This window comes from Dactylosporangium sp. NPDC050688 (assembly GCF_040654515.1).
Taxonomy (GTDB): domain Bacteria; phylum Actinomycetota; class Actinomycetes; order Mycobacteriales; family Micromonosporaceae; genus Dactylosporangium.
In genome coordinates, this window is sequence record NZ_JBFAIC010000034.1 from 42,365 (window position 1) to 62,852 (window position 20,488).

Annotated in this window: 26 protein-coding genes; 15 read left to right on the forward strand and 11 right to left on the reverse strand. The window is 73.5% G+C overall.

What is annotated here, in order from left to right:
* Both AB0H83_RS28630 and AB0H83_RS28635 read left to right on the forward strand, forming a co-directional pair.
* The gene (locus tag AB0H83_RS28630) at positions 1-1,011 is read left to right on the forward strand and encodes a hypothetical protein (RefSeq protein WP_360099769.1); all 1,011 of its coding nucleotides are present in this window, start codon (positions 1-3) and stop codon (positions 1,009-1,011) included.
* Between the two features lie 16 nt (positions 1,012-1,027).
* Positions 1,028-2,053, forward strand: a complete 1,026-nt coding sequence (locus tag AB0H83_RS28635; protein WP_360099771.1) for a hypothetical protein — start codon at positions 1,028-1,030, stop codon at positions 2,051-2,053.
* Between the two features lie 77 nt (positions 2,054-2,130).
* Here AB0H83_RS28635 and AB0H83_RS28640 read toward each other — a convergent pair whose 3' ends face one another.
* The gene (locus AB0H83_RS28640; RefSeq protein WP_360099773.1) at positions 2,131-3,375 is read right to left on the reverse strand and encodes an AMP-binding protein; all 1,245 of its coding nucleotides are present in this window, start codon (positions 3,373-3,375) and stop codon (positions 2,131-2,133) included.
* Positions 3,376-3,447: 72 nt separating this feature from the next.
* The gene (locus AB0H83_RS28645) at positions 3,448-4,053 is read right to left on the reverse strand and encodes a DinB family protein (RefSeq protein ID WP_360099775.1); all 606 of its coding nucleotides are present in this window, start codon (positions 4,051-4,053) and stop codon (positions 3,448-3,450) included.
* 194 nt (positions 4,054-4,247) lie between these two features.
* On the opposite strand from AB0H83_RS28645, the gene AB0H83_RS28650 reads away from it, so the two are divergent.
* Positions 4,248-4,601, forward strand: coding sequence for an Lsr2 family protein (locus AB0H83_RS28650; RefSeq protein WP_360099777.1), 354 nt, complete (start codon positions 4,248-4,250; stop codon positions 4,599-4,601).
* Between the two features lie 95 nt (positions 4,602-4,696).
* On the opposite strand, the gene AB0H83_RS28655 is transcribed toward AB0H83_RS28650, so the two are convergent.
* Together AB0H83_RS28655 and AB0H83_RS28660 are read right to left on the reverse strand one after the other, a co-directional pair.
* Positions 4,697-5,941 carry a multidrug effflux MFS transporter gene (locus tag AB0H83_RS28655; RefSeq protein WP_360099779.1) on the reverse strand — a complete coding sequence of 415 codons (1,245 nt, stop codon included), beginning with the start codon at positions 5,939-5,941 and terminating at the stop codon, positions 4,697-4,699.
* Positions 5,938-6,126: a hypothetical protein gene (locus tag AB0H83_RS28660; protein WP_360099781.1), complete on the reverse strand. Its 189-nt coding sequence runs from the start codon at positions 6,124-6,126 to the stop codon at positions 5,938-5,940. Before AB0H83_RS28660 ends, AB0H83_RS28655 begins: the two co-directional genes overlap by 4 nt.
* Before the next feature lie 79 nt (positions 6,127-6,205).
* Between AB0H83_RS28660 and AB0H83_RS28665 the strand changes: the two genes are divergently transcribed.
* From AB0H83_RS28665 to AB0H83_RS28685, 5 genes are all read left to right on the forward strand, one after another.
* Positions 6,206-7,306: a glycosyltransferase gene (locus tag AB0H83_RS28665; protein WP_360099783.1), complete on the forward strand. Its 1,101-nt coding sequence runs from the start codon at positions 6,206-6,208 to the stop codon at positions 7,304-7,306.
* Between the two features lie 116 nt (positions 7,307-7,422).
* Positions 7,423-8,361, forward strand: a complete 939-nt coding sequence (locus AB0H83_RS28670; RefSeq protein WP_360099785.1) for a TIGR03557 family F420-dependent LLM class oxidoreductase — start codon at positions 7,423-7,425, stop codon at positions 8,359-8,361.
* A 17-nt stretch (positions 8,362-8,378) separates the two neighbouring features.
* Positions 8,379-8,702, forward strand: coding sequence for a plasmid stabilization protein (locus tag AB0H83_RS28675; protein ID WP_360099787.1), 324 nt, complete (start codon positions 8,379-8,381; stop codon positions 8,700-8,702).
* Between the two features lie 16 nt (positions 8,703-8,718).
* A complete protein-coding gene (locus tag AB0H83_RS28680) occupies positions 8,719-9,570 on the forward strand; it encodes a helix-turn-helix domain-containing protein (protein WP_360099789.1) in 852 nt (283 codons plus the stop codon).
* Positions 9,567-10,001, forward strand: a complete 435-nt coding sequence (locus tag AB0H83_RS28685) for a VOC family protein (protein WP_360099791.1) — start codon at positions 9,567-9,569, stop codon at positions 9,999-10,001. Before AB0H83_RS28680 ends, AB0H83_RS28685 begins: the two co-directional genes overlap by 4 nt.
* Positions 10,002-10,019: 18 nt before the next feature.
* On the opposite strand, the gene AB0H83_RS28690 is transcribed toward AB0H83_RS28685, so the two are convergent.
* Complete coding sequence (locus tag AB0H83_RS28690) at positions 10,020-10,448, reverse strand: STAS domain-containing protein (protein WP_360099793.1); 429 nt, start codon at positions 10,446-10,448, stop codon at positions 10,020-10,022.
* Between the two features lie 215 nt (positions 10,449-10,663).
* Here AB0H83_RS28690 and corA point away from each other — a divergent pair, with 215 nt between their 5' ends.
* Complete coding sequence (gene corA / locus AB0H83_RS28695) at positions 10,664-11,680, forward strand: magnesium/cobalt transporter CorA (protein ID WP_360099795.1); 1,017 nt, start codon at positions 10,664-10,666, stop codon at positions 11,678-11,680.
* A 21-nt stretch (positions 11,681-11,701) separates the two neighbouring features.
* Here corA and AB0H83_RS28700 read toward each other — a convergent pair whose 3' ends face one another.
* From AB0H83_RS28700 to AB0H83_RS28710, 3 genes are all read right to left on the reverse strand, one after another.
* Positions 11,702-11,998, reverse strand: coding sequence for a peptidoglycan-binding domain-containing protein (locus tag AB0H83_RS28700; protein WP_360099797.1), 297 nt, complete (start codon positions 11,996-11,998; stop codon positions 11,702-11,704).
* 81 nt (positions 11,999-12,079) lie between these two features.
* Complete coding sequence (locus AB0H83_RS28705; RefSeq protein ID WP_360099799.1) at positions 12,080-12,823, reverse strand: DUF5995 family protein; 744 nt, start codon at positions 12,821-12,823, stop codon at positions 12,080-12,082.
* A gap of 2 nt (positions 12,824-12,825) precedes the next feature.
* On the reverse strand, positions 12,826-13,608 hold the full coding sequence (locus tag AB0H83_RS28710) for a hypothetical protein (protein ID WP_360099801.1): 783 nt from the start codon (positions 13,606-13,608) through the stop codon (positions 12,826-12,828).
* A 109-nt stretch (positions 13,609-13,717) separates the two neighbouring features.
* On the opposite strand from AB0H83_RS28710, the gene AB0H83_RS28715 reads away from it, so the two are divergent.
* The 4 genes from AB0H83_RS28715 (at position 13,718) to AB0H83_RS28730 (ending at position 16,850) form a co-directional block, all read left to right on the forward strand.
* The gene (locus AB0H83_RS28715) at positions 13,718-14,683 is read left to right on the forward strand and encodes an aliphatic sulfonate ABC transporter substrate-binding protein (protein ID WP_360099803.1); all 966 of its coding nucleotides are present in this window, start codon (positions 13,718-13,720) and stop codon (positions 14,681-14,683) included.
* Entirely contained in the window at positions 14,680-15,498 is an 819-nt protein-coding gene (locus tag AB0H83_RS28720) for an ABC transporter permease (RefSeq protein ID WP_360099805.1), read from the forward strand. The genes AB0H83_RS28715 and AB0H83_RS28720 overlap by 4 nt, the downstream gene beginning before the upstream one ends.
* Positions 15,471-16,211, forward strand: a complete 741-nt coding sequence (locus tag AB0H83_RS28725) for an ABC transporter ATP-binding protein (protein WP_360099807.1) — start codon at positions 15,471-15,473, stop codon at positions 16,209-16,211. Before AB0H83_RS28720 ends, AB0H83_RS28725 begins: the two co-directional genes overlap by 28 nt.
* 69 nt (positions 16,212-16,280) lie before the next feature.
* Positions 16,281-16,850 carry a dihydrofolate reductase family protein gene (locus AB0H83_RS28730; RefSeq protein ID WP_360099809.1) on the forward strand — a complete coding sequence of 190 codons (570 nt, stop codon included), beginning with the start codon at positions 16,281-16,283 and terminating at the stop codon, positions 16,848-16,850.
* A gap of 15 nt (positions 16,851-16,865) precedes the next feature.
* Here AB0H83_RS28730 and AB0H83_RS28735 read toward each other — a convergent pair whose 3' ends face one another.
* Both AB0H83_RS28735 and AB0H83_RS28740 read right to left on the reverse strand, forming a co-directional pair.
* On the reverse strand, positions 16,866-17,228 hold the full coding sequence (locus AB0H83_RS28735; RefSeq protein ID WP_360099811.1) for a VOC family protein: 363 nt from the start codon (positions 17,226-17,228) through the stop codon (positions 16,866-16,868).
* 99 nt (positions 17,229-17,327) lie between these two features.
* Positions 17,328-17,831, reverse strand: coding sequence for a MarR family winged helix-turn-helix transcriptional regulator (locus tag AB0H83_RS28740; RefSeq protein ID WP_360099813.1), 504 nt, complete (start codon positions 17,829-17,831; stop codon positions 17,328-17,330).
* 13 nt (positions 17,832-17,844) lie between these two features.
* On the opposite strand from AB0H83_RS28740, the gene AB0H83_RS28745 reads away from it, so the two are divergent.
* A complete protein-coding gene (locus AB0H83_RS28745) occupies positions 17,845-19,086 on the forward strand; it encodes a hypothetical protein (RefSeq protein ID WP_360099815.1) in 1,242 nt (413 codons plus the stop codon).
* 424 nt (positions 19,087-19,510) lie between these two features.
* Here AB0H83_RS28745 and AB0H83_RS28750 read toward each other — a convergent pair whose 3' ends face one another.
* Positions 19,511-19,984 (reverse strand): macro domain-containing protein, encoded by a 474-nt coding sequence (locus AB0H83_RS28750; RefSeq protein ID WP_360099817.1) that lies wholly within the window; start codon positions 19,982-19,984, stop codon positions 19,511-19,513.
* A gap of 54 nt (positions 19,985-20,038) precedes the next feature.
* Between AB0H83_RS28750 and rnhA the strand changes: the two genes are divergently transcribed.
* Positions 20,039-20,485 carry a ribonuclease HI gene (gene rnhA, locus AB0H83_RS28755; RefSeq protein WP_360099819.1) on the forward strand — a complete coding sequence of 149 codons (447 nt, stop codon included), beginning with the start codon at positions 20,039-20,041 and terminating at the stop codon, positions 20,483-20,485.
* Positions 20,486-20,488: the final 3 nt, after the last annotated feature.

Below are 20,488 nucleotides of genomic sequence, written 5' to 3' on the forward strand. Positions count from 1 at the left end.
ATGACGGAGGGGTTGACGGTCCGGCTGCACAACCCGGCCGTCGACCCGGAGCCGGCCGGTTGGGAGGCGCTGCGCTGCCGGGCCGGGCTGCGGGCCAACTGGGCGTGGCCGGTGATGCGGGCGGGGGTCCGCTCCGGCGCCGACCCGCTGCTGCTGGCGGTGCTGTCGGGCGTCGAGGGGCCGGTCGGGCTCTTCGCCGCGTCGGTGGTGCCACCACGCCGCCGGGAGGGCACGCTGCGGTGGCCGCGGCTGGGGTACCTGCACGTGCAGGCACCCCAGAGCAGCGCGCTGCCCGGGTGGTGGCTCGGGCCGTCCACAGTGGACGAGCGGCGGGAGCTGATGCGGGCCTTCCGGCGGGCGGCCCGGCGGGCGCTCGGCCCGGGCGTCGAGGGGGTCCTGTGGCGGCAGGTCGGTCCGGCCGACGACGCGTGGCTGCCGCGGCCGCGGTACACCCGACGCACCGAACCCCTCGCGATCCTGGACGCGCCGGCGTCGGTGGACGCCTGGCTGGCCGGGCTGGGCACCAAACGCCGCGCCAGTGTCCGGCGCACCCAGCGCCTCGTCGCCCGCGACCCGGACCTGCAGGTGCGCGCCGGCCCGGTCGGCGACGTGGTCGGCCCGGCGGAGCTGGCCGGCCTGACCCGGCGCAACTTCGCCAAGCACAAGGCCAGCGACCTCGAACTGCGCAGCGGCCCCCGGTCGGCGCGGTGGCAGGAGGCGGTCGCCGGTCGCGACGACGTCCACGTGGTGGCGTACCGCGACAATGCCGGCCTCCTGCTCGGTGCCGCCACGATCCTCGACCACCCGGCCTGGCCGATCTGGCTGTCGTGGGGCGCGCTGCCGGCCGAGGAGGGCGGCCGCCGGCACCTGTACTTCGACCTGTTCCGCCGGCTCGTCGAGCGGGTCGTGGAGCGCAGGACGGCGGGCATGATCCTCGGCAAGGGCATGGCGGAGCTGAAGACGGACCTCGGCGCCCGGCTGATGCCGCAGCACGCCGCGGTGACGTTCTGACCACCCCGGGCTCCCGATGACCGAGACAGCGGTGATGACCGGCGGGCTGACGGTCCGGCTGCACAACCCGGCCGTCGACCCGGAGCCGGCCGGCTGGGAGGCGCTGCGCTGCCGGGCCGGGCTGCGGGCCAACTGGGCGTGGCCGGTGATGCGGGCCGGGGTCCGCTCCGGCGCCGGCCCGCTGCTGCTGGCCGTGCTGTCGGACGTGAAGGCGCCCGTCGGGCTCGTGGCCGCGTCGGTGGTGCCACCCCGCCGCAGGGACGTCTCCGGGCGGTGGCCGCGGCTGGGATACCTCCACGTGCAGGCACCCCAGAGCAGCGCGCTGCCCGGGTGGTGGTTCGCGCCGTCCACAGTGGACGACCGGCGGGAGCTGGCGCGGGCCTTCCGGCGAGCGGCCCGGCGGGCGCTCGGACCGGGCGTCGAGGGGGTGCTGTGGCGCCAGCTCGGCGACGGCGACCCGGCGTGGCTGCCGCGGCCACGGTACGCGCGCCGCACCGAACCCCTCGCGGTCCTGGACGCGCCGGCGTCGGTGGACGCGTGGCTGGCCGGGCTGCGCAAGAAACGCCGGTCGAGCATGCGGCACATCCGCAAGCTGATCGCCGCCGACCCGGACCTGCAGGTGCGCGCCGGCCCGGTCGGCGACGTGGTCAGCCCGGCGGAGCTGGCCCGCCTGGCCCGGCTCAACCTCGCCAAGCACACGGGCGGCGCGGCGCCGCACAGCGGCCACCAGTCGCCGCTGTGGCAGGAGGCGGTCGCCGGCCGCGAGGACGTGCACGCCGTGGCGTACCGGGACGCCACCGGCCGCCTGCTCGGTGCCGGCACGATCCTCGACCACCCGGCGTGGCCGATCTGGCTGTCCTGGGGCGCGCTGCCGGTGGACGACGGCGGCCGCCGGCACCTGTACTTCGACCTGTTCTGGCGCCTGGTCGACCGGGTCGTGGAGCGCAGGGCGGCCGGCATGATCCTCGGCAAGGGCATGCCGGACCTCAAGGCCGACCTCGGCGCCCGCCTGCTGCCCCAGCACGCCGCCGTGACGCTGTAACGACCCGCCCGCGGCGGCGCGCCGCGGCGACCCCCGCGACAGGGCGACGGCCGCGCCGCGCCCTGCCGCGGCAGGGGTCAGCGGCGGAACTCGGACACGACGAAGCGGCCCTTGCCGCCCTTGGTCAGCTCCAGGGTGTCCGCGCGCCGCACGTCGAGGTCGAACGGGCGGCCGGCGCTGCCGTGCAGCCACTCGCGGGCCTCGCGGGCCAGGTCGTCGAAGCCGCGGCCGGTACGGGTGTCCGGGACCAGCCAGACGGTGATGTTGCCGGCCGGGTCCTGGCGGACCATGCACTCCGCGACGCCCGGTGTGCTGATCGCCATGCCGATGAAGGTGCCGGCGTAGATGCGCTCGCCGTCGGGGAGGACCACGTAGTCGTCGGCGCGGCCCTTGGTCAGCTCCAGGCGGGCGAACGTCCGGCCGCACGCGCACCGGCCGGTGTGCCGGGTCGCGCGGTCGCCGAGCCAGTACCGCAGCAGCGGCATCGCCCGTTCGCGCCAGCCGGTGACCACGACGTGGCCCTCGGTGCCGTCCGGCACGGGGTGGCCGTCGGGGTCGACGATCTCGACGTGGACCCGGTCCTCGGCGATGTGCAACTGGCCCTCGGCGCAGTCGTACGCGATGTGCATCACCTCGTAGGCGGAGTACTCGTTGAAGACCGGCACGCCGAAGCCCTCGGTGAGCTGGCCGCGGACCTCCGGGGTGAGCAGCTCCGACTCGGTGAAGACCGCCCGCAGGGTGCGCCGCAGCGTCGCCAGCTCCTCGGGGCGCATGCCGCGCAGCAGGTCCCGCAGCATCACCGGGTAGCCGATCATCGCGTGTGGCCGCTCCCGCAGCAGCTGCTCGGCCCTGTCGCGCACCGGCAGCGCGCTGTACACGACCGACCGGCGGAAGATGCCGAGCCGCTGGTACCAGACGGTGTCCAGCGGGAAGGGCTTGAAGTGCACCAGCCGCGACCAGGGCCGGTAGCGCCCGCCCGCGGCGGCGAAGCGGCGGATGTTGCAGGCCCGGTCGTGGGCGTAGTTGGCCGGGTCGTGCCACGCCTCGAGGATCTGCCCGCTGGTGCCGCTGGTCGTGTACACGGTGACCTGGTCGCGGGTGAACGCCGGGTCGCGGAACCGGTCCTCGCCTTCGGCGAGCACGTCGGCCTTGCGCAGCAGCGGCAGCCGCGCGAAGTCGGCCAGGTCGCGCGGCGTGCCGAGGTCGTACCGGTCGTCGCCGTACGCGGCCACCCGGGCCCGGGCGTGCCGCAGCGCGTCCCGGAGCCCGGCCAGGGTCAGCTGGTCCAGCCTGTCGCGGTCAAGATGCTGCGCCCGGATCACGGCTCGTACGGAAAGAAGGCCACCGATGCTCGACATGGCAGCAAGTCTTGCAGACGGTGGCGTCGATCGATGTCAGGTTGCCGATGTGGCGAGGTGGTCGGTGCGCCGCGCCGCGCCGGTCGCGGCGAACAGATCCCGCAGCAGCCCGATCTCGCCGCCGTGGTGCATCGTCTCGCGGTTGACGTGCACGATCAGCGCCGCCATCGGCTCGTCCGAGAAATAGGCGCCCTTCGGTCCCAATGGCGCTTGCAGTGCGGCGTCGCCGAGCGCGGAAACGTGCCCGTGCCACGCTCGGTAACTGTCGTCGAGGAACGCGATGCCTTCCGCGGCCGTGTGCGGCAGATCGGCCGGCACGTGCCGCGGGTCGAACATGTCCGCGTCGTCGCCGACACTTCCGTCGCCGAAGAACGTGCTGCTCCGGGTCACGAAACAACCGACCGCGATGTGCATCATGCGCCACGCGATCGTGGTGACCGGCTGCGGGCCGGTGCGTGCGCCGCTGTCGGCGCGGTAATTCCCGTCGGCGCCGGGCCGGACCGTCAGGCAGCCGGGGACCGGTTCCCAGAAGTATTCCTCATCGGTGAGCCCGTCCAGCCGGGGCCGCAGGTGGGCGTCCCAGTAGAACGCCAACTGGCCGATGAGCAGGTCGCCCCAGGTGGGTGTGGAAGTGTTCGCCATGGGTAGAGTCTCGCCGATGGTGCGATCATGCGCAGCCCACCCGATCGGGTCGTAATTGAACCGCCACGATCGGTGATGGTGCCTTTTTGAAACAGAGTGCACTTCAAATCCTGGAAATGGGCGATACTATTTCTGCGATGGTCGGCCCGTTGGGTCGCCGCCGTCACCCGTACCGTTACCGAGGAGGCGCCGTCATGGCCAAGCGCGTCATTCAAGAACTGATCGACGACTTGGACGGCAAGCCGGCCGACGAGAGCGTCCAGTTCGGTCTCGACGGCGTGCAGTATGCGATCGACCTGTCGAAGAAGAACGCCGAGAAACTGCGCGCCGCGTTGAAGCCCTATGTTTCCGCCGGCACGAAGGTCGGCCGGGGCGCGGTCGTCGCGGCGGCCCGATCGGGATCGCGCGGCAGGAGCTCCAGCCGCGGCGACCGCGACCAGAACCGGGCCATCCGCGAATGGGCGCAGGGCGCCGGCTACCAGGTCTCCGACCGCGGCCGGATCAAGCAGGAGATCGTCGACCAGTACCACGCCGCCGTGGGTCGCTGAGCGCCGTCGCGGGCGTCGCCCACCCGTAGTGAAGCATCAGCGGCTCCGGTCCTCGGGACCGGAGCCGCTGCCGTGCAGGGGCCGTGCGGAGCCGTTCAGGCGGTCGCCGGGGCGGCGACCTCGGCGGGGGCCGGCTCCGTGGCGTCCTCGGGCGCGGTGACCAGGGAGCCGGGCCGCACCACCACCAGCAGGGTGACGGTCGCGGCGAGCATGCCGCCCGCGATCACCACCGACATCGCCGTCGCGCCGGTGCCCAGCACGCCGACCAGCGGGGCGGCCACCGCGCCGACGCCGAACTGCACCGCGCCGAGCATCGCCGCCGCGGTGCCCGCCGCCTCGCCGTGGCGGGACATCGCCAGGGCCGGCGCGTTCGGCAGGGCCAGGCCGGCGGAGGTCAGCACCGCCCACAGCGCGGCGAGCAGCGCCGGCAGCCCGCCGAGGCCGGTGGCGGCGAGGGTGACCAGGACCGCCCCGGCGACCGTGCCGGCGGTCAGGGCCGAGAAGAGGATGCGCTGCGGGGTGAAGCGGCGCAGCAGCCGCACGTTGTACTGGGTGCCGCCGATCAGTCCGACCGCCCCGGCGCCGAAGGCCAGCCCGAACTGGGCTTCCGTGAGGCCGTACACCTCCTGCAGCACGAACGAGGAGCCGCCGACGTAGGCGAAGAGCGCCGCCATGGCCAGGCCCGCGACCAGGACCAGCCCGACGAACACGCGGTCGCGCAGCAGGGAGCCGTAGACGCCGAGGGTGGCCACGACCCCGCCGGATCGGCGGCGTGCGGGCGGCAGCGTCTCGGGCAGCGCGAGCGCGGCGAGGATGGAGAGCAGGACCCCGAACGCGGCGAGCACGACGAACACGCCCCGCCACTCGGTCCAGCGCAGCACGGCGCTGCCGAGGGTGGGCGCGAGGATCGGCGCGGCGCCCATGACCAGCATCAGCCGGGAGAACAGCCGGGCGAACGCGGCGCCGCTGAACAGGTCCCGCACGATCGCCATGGCGACGACGGAGGAGGCGGCGACGCCGAGGCCCTGCAGGACGCGCAGCGCGCCGAGGACGGTGACGTCGGGGGCGAACACGCAGCAGACGGATGCGAGCACGTGCAGGACGAGCCCGGCCAGCAGCGGCACGCGCCGGCCGACGGCGTCGGACCAGGGACCGATCGCCAGCTGGCCGAGCGCGAGGCCGGCCAGGGTGCCGGTGAGGGTGAGCTGCACCGCGGTCGACGTGGTGTGCAGGTCGTCGGTGATGCTCGGCAGAGCCGGCAGGTACATGTCGATGGTCAGCGGGCCGATGGCGATGAGCGAGCCGAGCACCAACACCAGGCGGACGGGATTTGCGGTCACATCTTGTGGTCAAGCGTTTGGTCACCGAGAACATTCCCGGTCCCGGCGGCGTTCTGGTACGCGGTCGCCTGCGACAGCAGCCCCGGCAGCCGGCGCACCACCTGCCCGAACGACGCGGCCTCGGCGGTGGCCGTGAGCCGGTACGGGACCGCGAGCTCGTCCGCCGGGTCGGCTTCGATCGCCATGTGTCTATGGTGCCGCGCCCCGACAAACGCTCAGGTCGGCCGAACGGCCGCCGATCGGGCGGAGGTGAACCTTGCCGCCGTGCTGATCGTGCGTGACTCGGCCACCATGCTGTCGCGGTGCCTGACGTCGCTGAGCGGGGTCGTCGACACGATCCACGTCCACGACACCGGCTCGAAGGACGGCACCCCGGCCCTGGCCCGCGAGCTCGGCGCCGTGGTCAGTCACGGCACCTGGACCGGTGACTTCGCCGCCGCCCGCAACGCGGCGCTCACGGCGGCGGCCGCGGCGCGGGGCACCCCGTGGACGCCCGCCGACTGGGTGCTCAGCATCGACGACGACGACCGGGCGGTCGCCGCGCCCGGCAAGCTGCGCGAGGTCCTCGCCGCCACCACCACCGACGCGCTGCTGGTCGACATCGACAACGCGCACGACGAGCTGCCGTACACGTTCCGCACCGCGCGGCTGTTCCGCCCGGCGCACCTGCGGTGGCAGGGCCGCGTCCACGAGCACCTGGTCCGCATCGCCGGCGACGGCACCCCGGACGTGTTCGCCGACCGCGGCCACGGCACCGGCGTCGGCACCGGCCACGGGACCGGCACGGTACAGGGGATCGGGATCGCGGAGTGGCCGTCGGCGCCGCGCGAGGCGATCCACCTGGAGCACCAGGGGTACGCGGATCCGCACGAGCGGCGCAGCAAGGCCGAACGCAACGTCGAGCTGGCCCAGGCGGTCCTCGACGGCATCGCCGACGGCTCCACGGACTCCTCGCACGTCGCCGACACCCTGCTGGACCTGGGGCGCAGCCTGGTCGGGGCGGGCCGCACCCAGGACGCCGTCGACGCGTTCGAGACCCTGCGGGAGCTGGCGCCCGGCACCCGGCAGTGGATCCTCGGCACCGACGCCCTGGCCCGGCTGCTGCTCGGCGCCGGCATGGACGAGGCGGTGCTGGTGCTGACCGCGCAGCTGCGCGGTGCCGGGGTGGCCCGCGACTACTGCGACTGGCTCGACGCGCAGGCCCTCGCCCAGCTCGGTGACGTCGCCGAGGCGTGGCGGCTGCTGCAACCGGTGCAGCGGGTGGTGGACCCGGCGGGCCGGGTGTATCCGCCGGAGCACCTCGCGGAGCTGAAACGCCTCGTGGACCGGCTGCACGGGATGTCGGCCGCGTCGGGCGAGGGCTGAGCGTCCGCCGCCGACTTTTCCCGCCGGGGCGCAGGCGGCGGGCGAGGACTGGGCGTCCGCCGCCGACTTCGCCGCCGGGGCGCATCGCTGCCGCGTGGGTGGGTATGGATGACGGCATGCGAATCGGTTACTTCCTGTCCACCGAGGAGTACACCTCGGCGCAGCTGATCGAGCAGGCCAGGCTCGCCCAGGACGCCGGTTTCTCCGCGCTGTGGATCTCGGACCATTACCATCCGTGGAACGACGCGCAGGGGCAGGGCCCGCACGTCTGGTCGCTGATCGGGGCCCTGAGCCAGGTCGTCACCATCCCCGTCACGACGGCGGTGACCTGCCCGATCATGCGCATCCACCCGACGATCGTGGCGCAGGCCGCGGCCACCAGCGCGGTCATGCACGAGGGCCGCTTCGTCCTCGGCGTCGGCACCGGTGAGGCGCTCAACGAGCACATCCACGGCGACGCCTGGCCGAGCGCGGCCGAGCGCCTCGAGATGCTCGAGGAGGCCGTCCACGTGATGCGGGAGCTGTGGGACGGCGGGTTCGTCAACCACCGCGGCAAGCACTACACGGTGGAGCAGGCGCAGGTGTACACCCGGCCGCAGACCCCGCCGAAGGTGTACATGTCGGCGTTCGGCCCGAAGGCCATCGAGCTGGCCGGGCGGATCGCGGACGGGTTCATGTCCGTGGCGCCGGTCGCCGAGCACGTCGAGGCGTTCCGCAAGGGCGGCGGCGGGGGCAAGCCGGTGCAGGGCGGCTTCAAGGCCTGCTACGCCGAGACCGAGGACGCGGGCGTGGAGATCGCGCACAAGCTGTGGGCCAACGCGAGCGTCCCCGGCGAGCTGTCGCAGGTCCTGCCGTCACCGAAGCACTTCGAGCAGGCGGCGGAGCTGGTCACGCCGGACATGACCCGGAAGGCGGTCGCGTGCGGCCCCGACCCGGCCAAGCAGGCGGCCCGGCTCAAGCAGTACGAGGACGCCGGTTTCGACGAGGTGTACGTCGCCAACATCGGGCCGGACTACGCCGGGCTCATCGATCTGTACAAGCGCGAGTTTCTGTAGCCGTCAGGAGGTGGGGCATGCCGCAGCAGGCATGGAGCAACAAGCGTGAACGGCAGTACGAGCACATCAAGGGCAGTGTCAAGGCCCAGGGCCGGTCCGAGGACGTCGCCGAGGAGATCGCGGCGCGCACCGTGAACAAGGAGCGGGCCCGCGCCGGCGAGGCCCGCACGTCGAGCCGCACCTCGACGAAGGACATCTCCTCCAGCCGCCGCGGCGGGCTGCGCTCCCACAAGGGCCCCGGCGGCCGCACCCGGGACCAGCTGTACGAGGAGGCCAAGCGCAAGAACATCAAGGGCCGCTCGAAGATGACGAAGGCGGAGCTGGAGAAGGCCGTCGGCTGAGCGTTACGGTGACGGGGTGCTGTCGGAGTACGTGCGCCGGCCCGCGGGGGTGCGGGTGCGGCCGTTCGCGGGCTGGTACAGCGGCTACCGCGACATCGGCGTCGCGCCCGCCGTGCACCGCGGGCTGCCGTCGCCCTACCTGACGCTCATCGTCACCCTCGACGACCCGCTGCAGGTCGCGGCGCACCCCGACCCGGCGGCGCCGCCCGGGCGGTACGACACACTGCTCGGCGGGCTGCACACCACGCCGGCGACGATCGTGCACGACGGGCGGCAGTCCGGCATCCAGGTCGGGCTGTCGCCGCTGGGCGCCCGGACCCTGCTCGGCCTGCCCGCCGGTGCGCTCGCCAACGTCGACGTCAGCGCCTCCGACGTGCTCGGCCCGTTCGCCGACGAGCTGCGCGACCGGGTCTGCTCGGTGCCCACCTGGGCGGAGCGCTTCCGGATCGTCGATGAGCTGCTCGCGTCGCGGTGTGCCGCGGCGGTGCTGCCACCGCCGGAGGTCGTGCACGCCTGGCGGCTGCTGCAGTCCTCGGGCGGCACCGTCAGCACCGCCGAGCTCGCCCGGGAGGTCGGCTGGAGCGGCCGGTACCTCAGCCGCCGCTTCAACGTCGAGATCGGCCTGTCGCCGAAGGCCGCGGCCCGCGTCGCCCGCTTCGACGTCACCCGGCGGCGCCTGCAGGACGGCGCGCCGTCCCTCGCCGCGCTCGCGGTCGCCTGCGGCTACTACGACCAGGCGCACCTGACCCGCGAGTTCTCCGGGTTCGCGGGCTGCCCGCCGGCGCGGTGGCTCGCCGAGGAGCAGCTCCCGGCGTTCCGAAACGTCCAAGACCCCGACGCCGCGCCGTGGGCAGACTGGGCGGCATGAGTGATGACAAGATTCCCGTGCCGCAGGTGTGGCCGACGCTGCGTGCCACCGACGCCCGCGCGCTGATCCGGTTCCTCGTCGACGCGTTCGGCTTCCAGGAGGTCGTCGTGTACGGCGACGGCGACCGCGTCGACCACGCCCAGCTCGCCTGGCCCCTCGGCGGCGGCATCATGCTGGGCAGCGTCCGCGCCGAGGAGGGCGACAACTGGCCGCTGCGCCCGGGCACGTTCGGCGCCTACGTGGTGACCGACGACCCCGACGCGCTGCACGCCCGGGCACTCGCCGCGGGCGCCGTGCCGCACATGGACCTGACCGACACCGACTACGGCTCGCGCGACTTCGCCGTCCGCGACCCCGAAGGCAACCTGTGGTCCTTCGGCACCTACCGCGGCGAGGCTGTCGCTGTTTCTTCCTCGGCGGCTGCGCCGTAAGAGCAGTGGGGGACCGGCTCAGGCGCTGCGGCGGCGGTCGGCGTTCACGGGCCACGGGGTGGTGGTGGACTGGGCGGCGGCGTCCGCGTCGGTGACCAGGCCGTGCGGGTCGGCGGTGAGGGCGCTGTCCAGGGTCCGGTACGTCGCGATCGTGGCGAGCGTGCCGCTCTCACGCAGCGTGTGGACGACCGGCACGGCCGGCGCCGCGAGGACGAGCGATCCACCCTGCTCAACGGCGATACCCGCAGTGACGCGCAGCATCATGAGGCCGGTGCAGTCGATGGCGGTGACCAGCGACAGGTCGATGACGATGCGGGGCTCGGGGCGCAGGAGCAACTGCGAGAGCGCGGTCTCCAGCTGCATGGCGCTGGCCGCGACCAGCGTGCCCTGACAGGTCAGCACCGTCGCGGCAGCGAGCCGGTCCACCGCGAACGTGAGGGCTGCCATGCTGCGACGATACGGTCAGCCGTGACGGTCCGTGAACCTCTGTCCAGGTGGAGGGACCGTCCGACCGGCCGGTGACCGGGCAGCCGGTCGTCGCTGCGGGTGATCCGACAAGCGGGCGTGGCACTGGTCGGGCGGGTGTTCATGGACGAATCGGGGTGGGTACGCAACCAGGGGCCGATGCAATACGTCAGGCCCCGACGAAAGGTACTTTTCCGGTGCAACTGGACTCCCGGCCCACGATCGTCGACTGCGCGTTGTACGTCGGCGGGGTCCGCCAAGCGGACGACCTGCCCCTCGCCGAGCTGCACGAGCGGGCCCGCGACCGGCCGGACGCGTTCGTCTGGATCGGGCTGCACGAACCGGATCCGGACCAGTTCGCCGAGATCGAGAAGGTGTTCGGACTGCATCCGCTCGCGGTGGAGGACGCGTTGAAGGCGGCGCCGCAGCGGCCGAAGGTCGAGCGGTACGAGGACGTCACGTTCTTCGTCGTGCGGACCGCCCGGTACCTGCCGCACGCGCGGCTGACCGAGACCAGCGAGGTGATCGACACAGGCTCGGTCCGGATGTTCCTCGGGGCCCACTTCATCATCACCGTCCGTCACGGCGAGGCGGGTGAGCTCCGGTCCGCCCGGCTGGATCTGGAGGCGAACCCGGCGCAGCTCGCGGCCGGCCCGTGGGCGGTGCTGCACGCGATCCTGGACCGGATCGTCGACGCGTACCTCGACATCGTCGCCGCGATCGACACCGACGTGCAGGCCCTGGAGGCGGACGTGTTCCGCCGGGACAGCGGGACCACCATCGAGCACGTGTACCAGCTCAAACGGGAGCTGATGGAGTTCCGCACGGCGGCGGTGCCCTTGCAGCGGCCGCTGCAGACGCTGCTGGACAGGCAGTCCTTCGCGCTGGCGAAGGAGATCCGCCGCTACTTCCGCGACGTCAACGACCATCAGACCAGGGTCGTGGAGCAGGTCGCCAACCACGACGACATCCTCAACTCGATCCTGCAGGCCCGCCTGGCACAGGTCACGATCGACCAGAACAACGACATGCGCAAGATTGCCTCGTGGGCGGCGCTCGCCGCGTTGCAGACGGCGATTGCGGGCGTGTACGGCATGAACTTCGTGTTCATGCCGGAACTGCACTGGCGGTACGGGTACTTCTACGCGCTCGCCCTGATGTTCGGCAGCGGGCTGCTGCTGCACCGGGCGCTGCGCCGCAACGGCTGGCTGTAGCAGCCGGCGCGGCGGTGGGAGCTACGCCGCGAGCGGCAGACCCAGGGAGCGGATGTGGCGGGCCTCGCGGGCGGCCCGGACCAGGGCCTGCACGGTGCGCGGCCCGGCGACGCCGTCGACGGCGAGCCCGGCGCGGGCCTGGAAGCGGCACAGCTCGAGCGGCACCTCGGACTCGGGTGCCCGCGGGTGCAGCAGGCCGATCTCGGCGAGGAGGTCGCGCACGGCGCGCGGGTCGGCGGGCGGCGCGGCGGCCTCGGGCGCGGTGACCGCTCCGGCGAGCGCGGCGCCGACGGCCTGCAAGGTACGGCGGACTGTCATGTGCTCCAGTGTGGCCCGCCGGACCTCCCGCCGCGTCAGGGCTTTCCTGCCGACCGACCCTGAGTTGTCCCTGACCCGGCCCTACGCGCCGGGGATGAGGACGCCGAAGCCGGTGCGGGCCAGTCGCAGCAGGACCTGCCCCGGCGCGGTGAGCGTGGCGAGCTTCGCCGCGGCGGCCTCCTCGAGGTGGCGGACGCCTTCGGTGTACGACGCGGCGCTCTCCCGGCGGGCCGCGTCCAGCACGGCGGTGTTGCGCCACACCTTCGCCCGCGCCTCGGTGAGCAGCCGGCGGGTCGCGGCCCGGTTGGCCGGCGCCAGGATCCGGTCCACCAGGCCCGGCCGGGCCACGGCGCGGCCCTCGGCCTCCTCGGCGCCGACCCGCGCCAGCAGGACCGTGTCGATGTGGGTGTGGTCGCGTTCCCGCGCGGCGCGCACCGCGGGGTCGTCGAACTCGGCGGGGGAGATGACCGCGATCAGTGACTGCGGCAGGTCGTAGTTGATGTGCGCGTTCATGCCGAGCAGCACGTGCCGCAGGGCCGGCAGGTCGGGCCGGTCCCGGGCGGTGTCGAACGCGATCCGCCACGGCTGCGGCACGGTGCCGCCGGCGAGGTCGGCGTCGAACGCGTCGAGGTACAGCTCCGCGAACGCCACGTCCCACCGGTTCAGCCAGGCCGCGTCCAGGAACCCGCCGCGGTCGATCTCGGCGGCGACGGCGTACGTGGTGCGCAGGTACGTGCCGTGGAAATGCCGGCGGGCGTCGGTGGGTGCGAGGCGGGCCAGGCCGTCCTCCATGCGGGCGACGATCGCGGCGACGGCGTCATCCATGCTCAGCCGGCCCGCAGGATCCGGCGCAGGTGGACGTACCCGTCTGCGGTGCCGATGGTGGGCCGGGCGGCCGGCGTGGCGAGGTAGTAGTTGACCGCGTCGGCCAGGAACTCGCGCCGGACCCGGCTCCAGCTCACCGGCAGGAACGCCCGGCGGGGTCGGCGGCGGGCGAGGCCGGCGGAGCGCACGAGGTCCGGCCGGCCGATGCGCATCGCCGGCTCCCACAGCGTCTCGCGTCGCGGCGGGCCGGCGGCCACGGCGTCCCACGGCACGTCGCGCCGGCCGTACATGTACGTCATCCGCAGCCCTTCTGGGCGCAGCTCGATCCGCCCGGCACCGCGGACGAACGCCCACAGGGACACCAGGAATGCGGCCAGCGCGCAGCCGACGCCGACCCACCCCGTGACGGATGTCGAGCGCGACACATCCCGCAGCGCCGGCATCAACAGGCTGCCGCTCGGCACGGCGATGCCGGCGAACGCCGTCACCGCGAACGCCGACAGCAGCCGGTCGTCGGCCGGTGCGATGAAGGCGCCGTCGCGGACATCGAGCGCCACCGGCCGCGACCGGGTGCGGAGCCACCAATACCAGGCGTGCGCGACCGCGAGCAGCGCCAGCGGCAGCACGAACGTCAGGCCGGTGTCGAGCGTCCGGTCCGCGGACGGGTCGCCGTGCCGCAGCAGGACCGCGGCGAGCCACGCCAGGACCAGCGGCGCCATGACCGCCAGGTAGACCGTGCCGGCCCGTCCTGGCCGCGCGGCGGCGGGCGCTGTGAGTGAGGTCACCGTCGCAGTGTGCGGGACCAGCGCAAGACCGACAACTCGAATCCTAGTTAAGCGGTAGGTCTTATGGGTATAGTGTCCGCGCACATCCCGTCTATGAGGAGCGTCATCGATGCGTCGGCTCTCGGTCGTCCTGACCGGTGTCCTGGTCCTGCTCGGCACCACCCTGGCCGCAGGTTGTGCCACCGACAAGGAGCCGGCCGCCGCGAAGCCCGGCGCCGCCGAGGAGTCGCTGCGCGTCGGGTACCAGCGCTTCGGCGGGCTGAGCCTGGTCAAGGCGCGCAAGGCCGAGGCGGCCGGCACCACGTGGTCGCTGTTCGAGAGCGGCCCGGCGCTGACCGAGGGCATCAAGGCCGGCGCGATCGACATCGGCCAGGTGGGTGAGGCCCCGCCGATCTTCGCCGCGGCCGGGAAGATCGACTTCAGGATCATCGGTACCTCCAAGCCCGTGCCCAAGGGTGAAGCCGTGCTGGTCAAGGCGAGCAAGGGGTACACCTCCTTCAAGGACCTCAAGGGCAAGAAGGTCGCCCTGAACAAGGGCTCGAACGTCAACTGGCTGCTCGTGCGCCTGCTCGAGGCGAACGGCATGACCATCAAGGACATCGACGTGCAGTACCTCAAGCCCGCCGACGCCCGGCCCGCGTTCGACAACGACCAGGTCGACGCGTGGATCATCTGGGACCCGTACTTCTCCCTGGCCGAGACCCCGGGCGTGAAGGTGCTCGTCGACGCCACCGGCCTGGCCAACAACCGCGAGTACCTGCTGGTCTCGCCGCAGGCGCTGAAGTCGAAGCCCGGCAAGATCCGCGAGTTCCTCAAGACGTACCGTGAAATCACCGACTGGGGCATCGCCAACCCGGAGGAGCGCGTCAAGATTCTCGCGCCGGAGCTGAACATCCCCGAGGACGCCGCTCGCCGCGCCCTGGACCGCAGCGCCCAGCCGCTCGCCGCGATCGACCCGGCCATCGGCGACGAGCTGCAGCAGATCGCCGACGGCTTCACCGAGCTGCAGCTGATCCCCGGCAAGGTCGACATCAAGGGCCGCATCGACGAGCAGTTCTCGGACATCCTGCGATGACCACGCTGCTGGAGCGCCGCAAGGTGGCGCCGCCGGGCGTCACCCGGCGGCGCCCGCCCACCCGCCGCTGGCTGCGGACGGTGACGCCGCTCGCCCTGCTCGCCGCGTGGGAGGGCGGGGTGCGCGGCGGGCTGCTCGACCCCGACAAGCTGCCCGCCCCGAGTACGGTGCTGGAGACCGGCTGGCGGCTCGCCGCGGAGGGCACGCTCGGCGGGTACCTGCTGGACTCCGTCGAACGGGCCGTCCTCGGGCTGCTCATCGGCGGCCTGCTGGGCCTGGCGCTGGGCACCCTTGCCGGGCTCGTCCGGCTCGGCGACGACCTCGTCGACCCGACCGTGCAGATGGCCCGCATGCTGCCGCACCTCGGCCTGGTGCCGCTGCTCATCATCTGGGTCGGCATCGGCGAGTCGCTGAAGGTGACCCTCGTGGCGCTCGGCGCGTTCTTCCCGATCTACCTCAACACGTACTCCGGCATCCGCAACATCGACGAGCGCCTGGTGGAGGCCGCCCGTACCTGCGGGCTCACCGCCCTGGAGCGGGTCCGGCACGTCGTGGTGCCCGGCGCGCTGCCGTCGCTGTTCCTCGGCGTGCGGCTGGCGTTCGCGGCCGGCTGGCTCAGCCTCGTCGTCGGCGAGCAGGTCAACGGCCAGGGCGGCCTCGGCTTCATGATGATGGAGGCGCGCGAGTTCAGCCAGACCGACGTGGTCGTGCTCGGCCTCGTCGCGTACGCGCTGCTCGGCCTGCTCTCCGACCTGCTGCTGCGCCTCGGCGAGAGGAGGCTCCTGGCATGGCGTCACGGACTGAAGGCGCGGTGAGCAGCCCGGCGGTCACCGCCGTCGCGCGCGGCGTCCGGCGCGCGTTCGGCGACACCGTGGTGCTCGCCGGCGTCGACCTGACGATCGCCGCCGGCGAGGTCGTCGCGCTGCTCGGCGGCAGCGGCTCCGGCAAGAGCACCCTGCTGCGCATCCTCGCCGGCCTGGACGGCGAGGCGGCCGGCGACGCCGGCACCAGCGGTACGACCGCCGTGGTGTTCCAGGAACACCGGCTGCTGCCCTGGAAGCGCGTCGCGGCCAACGTCGCCCTCGGCGTGCGCGGCGGCTCCCTGCGCGAGCGCGTCGACGCCGCGCTGGCCGAGGTCGGTCTCGCCGACCGCCGCGACGCCTGGCCGGCCGAGCTGTCCGGCGGGCAGGCGCAGCGGGTCGCGTTCGCCCGGGCGCTGGTCCGCCAGCCCGACCTGCTGCTGCTCGACGAGCCGTTCGGCGCCCTCGACGCGCTCACCCGGCTGCGGATGCAGGGCCTGTTCCGCCGGCTGCAGGCCGCGCACGGCTTCGCCGCGCTGTTCGTCACGCACGACGTCGACGAGGCCCTGCTGCTCGCCGACCGGGTGCTCGTGCTGGACGGCGGGCGGATCGCCGAGGACCGCGCGGTGCCGCTGCCGCACCCGCGGGCGGTGGACGCCTCCGGCTTCGGCGCCGAACGCCGGGCCCTGCTCTCCCTGCTCAACGTCCCGGCGCCGCCGGACCGATGAGCCGGGCACCCGCCCGTCGTCTGTATGGGAAAGTCCCGCCTCCGTCTCCTTTCCGGAAGGACGTCCCATATGAACAGGATCGTCTTCATGATGTCGGTGTCGCTCGACGGCTATTTCGAGACCGCTGAGCACAGCCTGGCCTGGCAGGACATCTCCGACGAGCTGCACGCCCACTTCAACGAGGAGCTGGCCGCCGCCGGTGGCCTGCTCAACGGCCGGGTCAGCTACGAGCTGATGGAGAAGTTCTGGCCGACCGCCGACGAGGACCCAGCCGCGCCGAAGGTCGTCGCGGACTACGCCCGGATCTGGCGCGACCTGCCGAAGGTGGTGTACTCCCGCACCCTGCGCGAGGCCGGCTGGGGCACCGCCGTCGTGCGCGAGGTGGTGCCCGCCGAGGTCGAGGCGCTCAGGTCCGCCGAGACCGGTGACCTCTTCATCGGCGGCCCCGACCTGCTGCGCACCTTCGAGCGCCTCGGCCTCGTCGACGAGTACCGCATCTACGTGCACCCCACCGTCATCGGCGGGGGCAACCCGCTCTTCCGCCCCGGCACGACGCTGCGCCTCGAGCTGACCGGCACCCAGCGGTTCGCCAACGGTGTGGTGCTGCTGCGGTACCGGCCGTCGGCGGAACGCCGTTGAGCAACGGCCCGTGGGCTACGAGTCGGCCGGCTCGGCCGGCTCGGGGCCGCCGCCGAAGCTGAACTCGTTGCCGTCGGGGTCGCGGTAGATGACCTTGCGCACGCCGTTGGCGTACGTCTCGCGCTTGGCCGGCTCGAGGCCGCGGGCGGCGACCTGCGCGAGGCGGGTGTCGAGGTCGTCGACGAACGCGGTGTGCATGGCGTGGCCGGCGCGCTCGGGGAGGAGCTCGATGTAGACGTAGCGGTGCTCGGCGAGCTCCCACACCGCCTCGGTGTCGTTCGGGAGGAATGCGGGCGGGGAGCCGAACAGCTGCTCGTACCACACGAGTGCCGCCGGCAGGTCGCGCACCGCGATCCCCGCGAACAGGTCGACTGCCATGGCTGCCATCCTAGGCCCGGGCTGGGGCGGCTGCTGATCGGCGCGGACGTGGTCCCCATCGGCTGGCGCCGCTGGATCGACCGGACCTTCTCGCTGTCCTCAGCGTCGCTCCGCGGCCAGGACGAGCCGGCGCAGCAGGTCGGCGAGGACGCGGCGCTCGTCGGCGGTGAGCGCCTCCAGCAGGGCCGACTCGCCGTCGTCCTCGCGGCCGGCCTGCAGCTCGAACGCGGCGCTGCCCGCCTCCGTCAGCCGCACGTGGACCCGCCGCCGGTCGGCGTCGTCATCCGCGCGGGTGATCAGCCGCGCCTCCTCCATCGGCGCCAGTCGCGCCGACAACGCGCCGCGGGTCAGTCCGAGCGTGTCGGCGAGTTGTGACGGGCTCGCCGCGTACGGGGGACCCAGCCGCCGCAGCATCATCAGAATCTTGTACTGCCAGTGCGGCAACCCGTCCGCCGCCAGCCCGTCCCGCCGCAGCTGCTGCATGTGCCGGGCAAGGATGGCCAGCCGCATGAAGATCGCCTCCTTGACCGGGTCGAGCCACGGCAGCTCCCGCTCCCAGATGCCGACCTGCCGATCGACGTCGTCGTCCACTGCCACCCCCACGCAGATAGTTTTCTTGAGGATAGTTTTTTCGATTACTACCGTCGACGGCATGACCGAGATCGCCGTTCCACGGCAGGCAATCGCCGCCGCCGCCCGCAGTCTGGCCCACGCCGGCCGGTGGCAGGACGCCCGGACCCTGCTCGCCGCGACGCCACCCGAAGACCCGGTGCTGGCCCTCACCGCCGCACAGGTGGCGATCGAGGCTGACTGGTTCGCCGGTACGACCACCGCCACCGAACCCCTCGCCACCGCCGCCGCGCTGGCCGCCGGCCTGGACGACGCCGGCCGCTGGGACCTCGCGTTCGCCCAGCTGCGGCACGCGTACCGGACGGCGCTGACGGCTCGCGGACCCGCGGTCACCGTGGCCGAGGTCCGGCGCAGTGCCGCAGGGCTGAGCGGGTCGGCGCCGGACGCGGTCCGCCGCGGCTGGGCGGAGATGTACCGCGGCCTGATCGCCGACAACCTGCCCGCCGCTGCCGCTGCCGCTGGTGTTGGTGACGGCGGCGGTGCCGGGCTTGGTGCTGGTGCTGGTGCTGGTGCCGGTGCCGGTGCTGGCGCTGGCGAGGGCGCTGGCGAGGGCGACGCGGCGCCCGCTCACTACGCCGCCGCGCTGGCCGCCGGGGCCGGTGACCCGCTGCTCGCCCGGGAGGCGCTGCGCCACCTCGGCGGGCACGACCACGACCGCGGCGACCACGAGCGCGCGGGCGCCCGCTGGCGCCGCGCGACCGAACTCGGCGCGGCCGCCGGCAACGTCCCCGGCACGCTGTCGCAGCAGCTGCTCCTCGCGGTGCTGGCCAGGGCCACGGGCGACGAACGGGGGGCGGTCGCGCTGGCGGGCGAAGTCGTGCGGTGGGCATCGGCGATCGGCGCGGCGAGCCTGGCGGGTCAGGCAGCCGCGTTCGTCGCCGGGGCTGATCCGATGGCTCCGCCACTGGACGCAGTGGAGCCCGTGCCGGCTGCCGTGCCGCTCGGGACCATGCAGCCTGCGACGAATGCGTCGCCTGCCGCGCCTGGCCCGGCAACCGCGCAACCGCAGGCAGCGGAGCCTGCACCGGCTGTCGAGCAGTTTCAGACGGCTGCGCCTGAAACGGCAGCCGTGCCGCCGCAGACAGCCGAGCCTGCACCGGCTGTCAAACCCGCGCCGACGGCTGCGGCCCCGGCGGCGGCACCCGGCGCGCCCCCGCTCGCCGAACCGGCCCCCGCCGTCGTGGTGTCGTTCATGACCGCGCCGCTGGCGACCACGCCGCGGCACTGACGCGGCGGCCGTTGGTAAGCGCGCTGCGGGTGACCACGGCTCCGTCGGGTGCGGCCGGGGTCGTCTCGGCCTGCACCCGACGAGGTCGGGACGAGGTCGGGACGAGGCCGGGACGAGGCCGCGACGGTGATCCGCCCGGCAGCGCGGCCCGCACAAGGTCCGCAACCTCCTGCGCGGCCTGAACGGCCCTCGACCAGTTCGACGCGGGCATCGTCATCGTCGACGGTGACCTGCACGTGCCCGGCGACGTCGACCTGGCCCGGGAGGGCTCGCCGTGCCCGTCGACCCGCATGGTCCCGGACGGCGAAGCACCCGCCGGTCGGCGGGCGCACGGACCTGCTGGTTGACACGGACGCTGCCGGCCCAGCGCGGAACGCGTCGACGACCTCCTCGCCCGCGACCCGGAGGAGCCGCCGCTGCGACGTCAGAAGTCATAGACCGTCACAGGCACGTCGCGGTTGCACAGGCCGGCCACCACCAGCGGCTCGACCTTGTCCCACCGTCCGCCGGCGAGGCCGCAGCCGATCCTCGGCATGTGCACCGACGCTTCCAGCTCCAGGGCCCGGTCGCCGACCGTGGTCAGGGCGCGGCCGATCGCCTCGTAGCGCACCGGCGGGCCGGAGCTGCCGGTCTTGATGCCGTGCTGGCCGATCATGTTGGCGACCCAGACCGACGGCTGGACCTCGACGAGCCGGACCGCGCCGAGGGCGAAGTCGTTGCCGGCGCGTCCCCGGTGCCACTGCCGGAAGTCGCGCTCGGGCCCGGGCCAGCGCCGCGACACGGCGAGGACGAAGCCCGCGCCCCAGTGGCCCTGGTCGTTGCAGACGTGGGCGATGACCTTCGGGCCGCTCGCCTGCGGGCTGGTGGCGTCACCCTTCACGATCCTCAGTGGCGTCATGGCCGACAGCATGCCACCGGGGTACGACAAAACCCCGAGCGGTAAATTCTCGGGATGACGCAGCGCGTGCAGATCTGGACCGACGGGGCCTGCAGCGGCAACCCGGGGCCCGGCGGCTGGGGGGCGCTGCTGCGGTACGGCACGGTGGAGAAGGAACTCTGCGGCGGCGAGGCCACACCGACCACGAACAACCGGATGGAGCTGACGGCACCGATCCGGGCCCTGGCCGCGCTGACCCGCACCTCAACAGTGGACCTGCACACGGACAGCACGTACGTCCGCAACGGCATCATGTCGTGGGTCGCGAAGTGGAAGCGCAACGGCTGGCGGACGGCCGCCGGGCAGCCGGTGAAGAACGAGGACCTGTGGCGCGAGCTGGACGCCGCGGTCGCCCGGCACGAGGTCGTCTGGCACTGGGTCAAGGGGCACGCCGGGCACGCGGAGAACGAGCGCGCCGACCGCCTCGCCGCCCGCGGCCTGCGCGAGGCGTTGCAGGCGTAAGGG

Bases quoted from the DNA above. Each gene is read 5' to 3' on its own strand.
- AB0H83_RS28630 (WP_360099769.1), top strand. From the start codon at position 1: ATGACGGAGGGGTTGACGGTCCGGCTGCACAACCCGGCCGTCGACCCG.
- AB0H83_RS28635 (WP_360099771.1), top strand. From the start codon at position 1,028: ATGACCGAGACAGCGGTGATGACCGGCGGGCTGACGGTCCGGCTGCAC.
- AB0H83_RS28645 (WP_360099775.1), bottom strand. From the start codon at position 4,053: ATGGCGAACACTTCCACACCCACCTGGGGCGACCTGCTCATCGGCCAG.
- AB0H83_RS28650 (WP_360099777.1), top strand. From the start codon at position 4,248: ATGGCCAAGCGCGTCATTCAAGAACTGATCGACGACTTGGACGGCAAG.
- AB0H83_RS28660 (WP_360099781.1), bottom strand. From the start codon at position 6,126: ATGGCGATCGAAGCCGACCCGGCGGACGAGCTCGCGGTCCCGTACCGG.
- AB0H83_RS28670 (WP_360099785.1), top strand. From the start codon at position 7,423: ATGCGAATCGGTTACTTCCTGTCCACCGAGGAGTACACCTCGGCGCAG.
- AB0H83_RS28675 (WP_360099787.1), top strand. From the start codon at position 8,379: ATGCCGCAGCAGGCATGGAGCAACAAGCGTGAACGGCAGTACGAGCAC.
- AB0H83_RS28685 (WP_360099791.1), top strand. From the start codon at position 9,567: ATGAGTGATGACAAGATTCCCGTGCCGCAGGTGTGGCCGACGCTGCGT.
- AB0H83_RS28690 (WP_360099793.1), bottom strand. From the start codon at position 10,448: ATGGCAGCCCTCACGTTCGCGGTGGACCGGCTCGCTGCCGCGACGGTG.
- AB0H83_RS28700 (WP_360099797.1), bottom strand. From the start codon at position 11,998: ATGACAGTCCGCCGTACCTTGCAGGCCGTCGGCGCCGCGCTCGCCGGA.
- AB0H83_RS28705 (WP_360099799.1), bottom strand. From the start codon at position 12,823: ATGGATGACGCCGTCGCCGCGATCGTCGCCCGCATGGAGGACGGCCTG.
- AB0H83_RS28715 (WP_360099803.1), top strand. From the start codon at position 13,718: ATGCGTCGGCTCTCGGTCGTCCTGACCGGTGTCCTGGTCCTGCTCGGC.
- AB0H83_RS28720 (WP_360099805.1), top strand. From the start codon at position 14,680: ATGACCACGCTGCTGGAGCGCCGCAAGGTGGCGCCGCCGGGCGTCACC.
- AB0H83_RS28725 (WP_360099807.1), top strand. From the start codon at position 15,471: ATGGCGTCACGGACTGAAGGCGCGGTGAGCAGCCCGGCGGTCACCGCC.
- AB0H83_RS28730 (WP_360099809.1), top strand. From the start codon at position 16,281: ATGAACAGGATCGTCTTCATGATGTCGGTGTCGCTCGACGGCTATTTC.
- AB0H83_RS28735 (WP_360099811.1), bottom strand. From the start codon at position 17,228: ATGGCAGTCGACCTGTTCGCGGGGATCGCGGTGCGCGACCTGCCGGCG.
- AB0H83_RS28750 (WP_360099817.1), bottom strand. From the start codon at position 19,984: ATGACGCCACTGAGGATCGTGAAGGGTGACGCCACCAGCCCGCAGGCG.
- rnhA (WP_360099819.1), top strand. From the start codon at position 20,039: ATGACGCAGCGCGTGCAGATCTGGACCGACGGGGCCTGCAGCGGCAAC.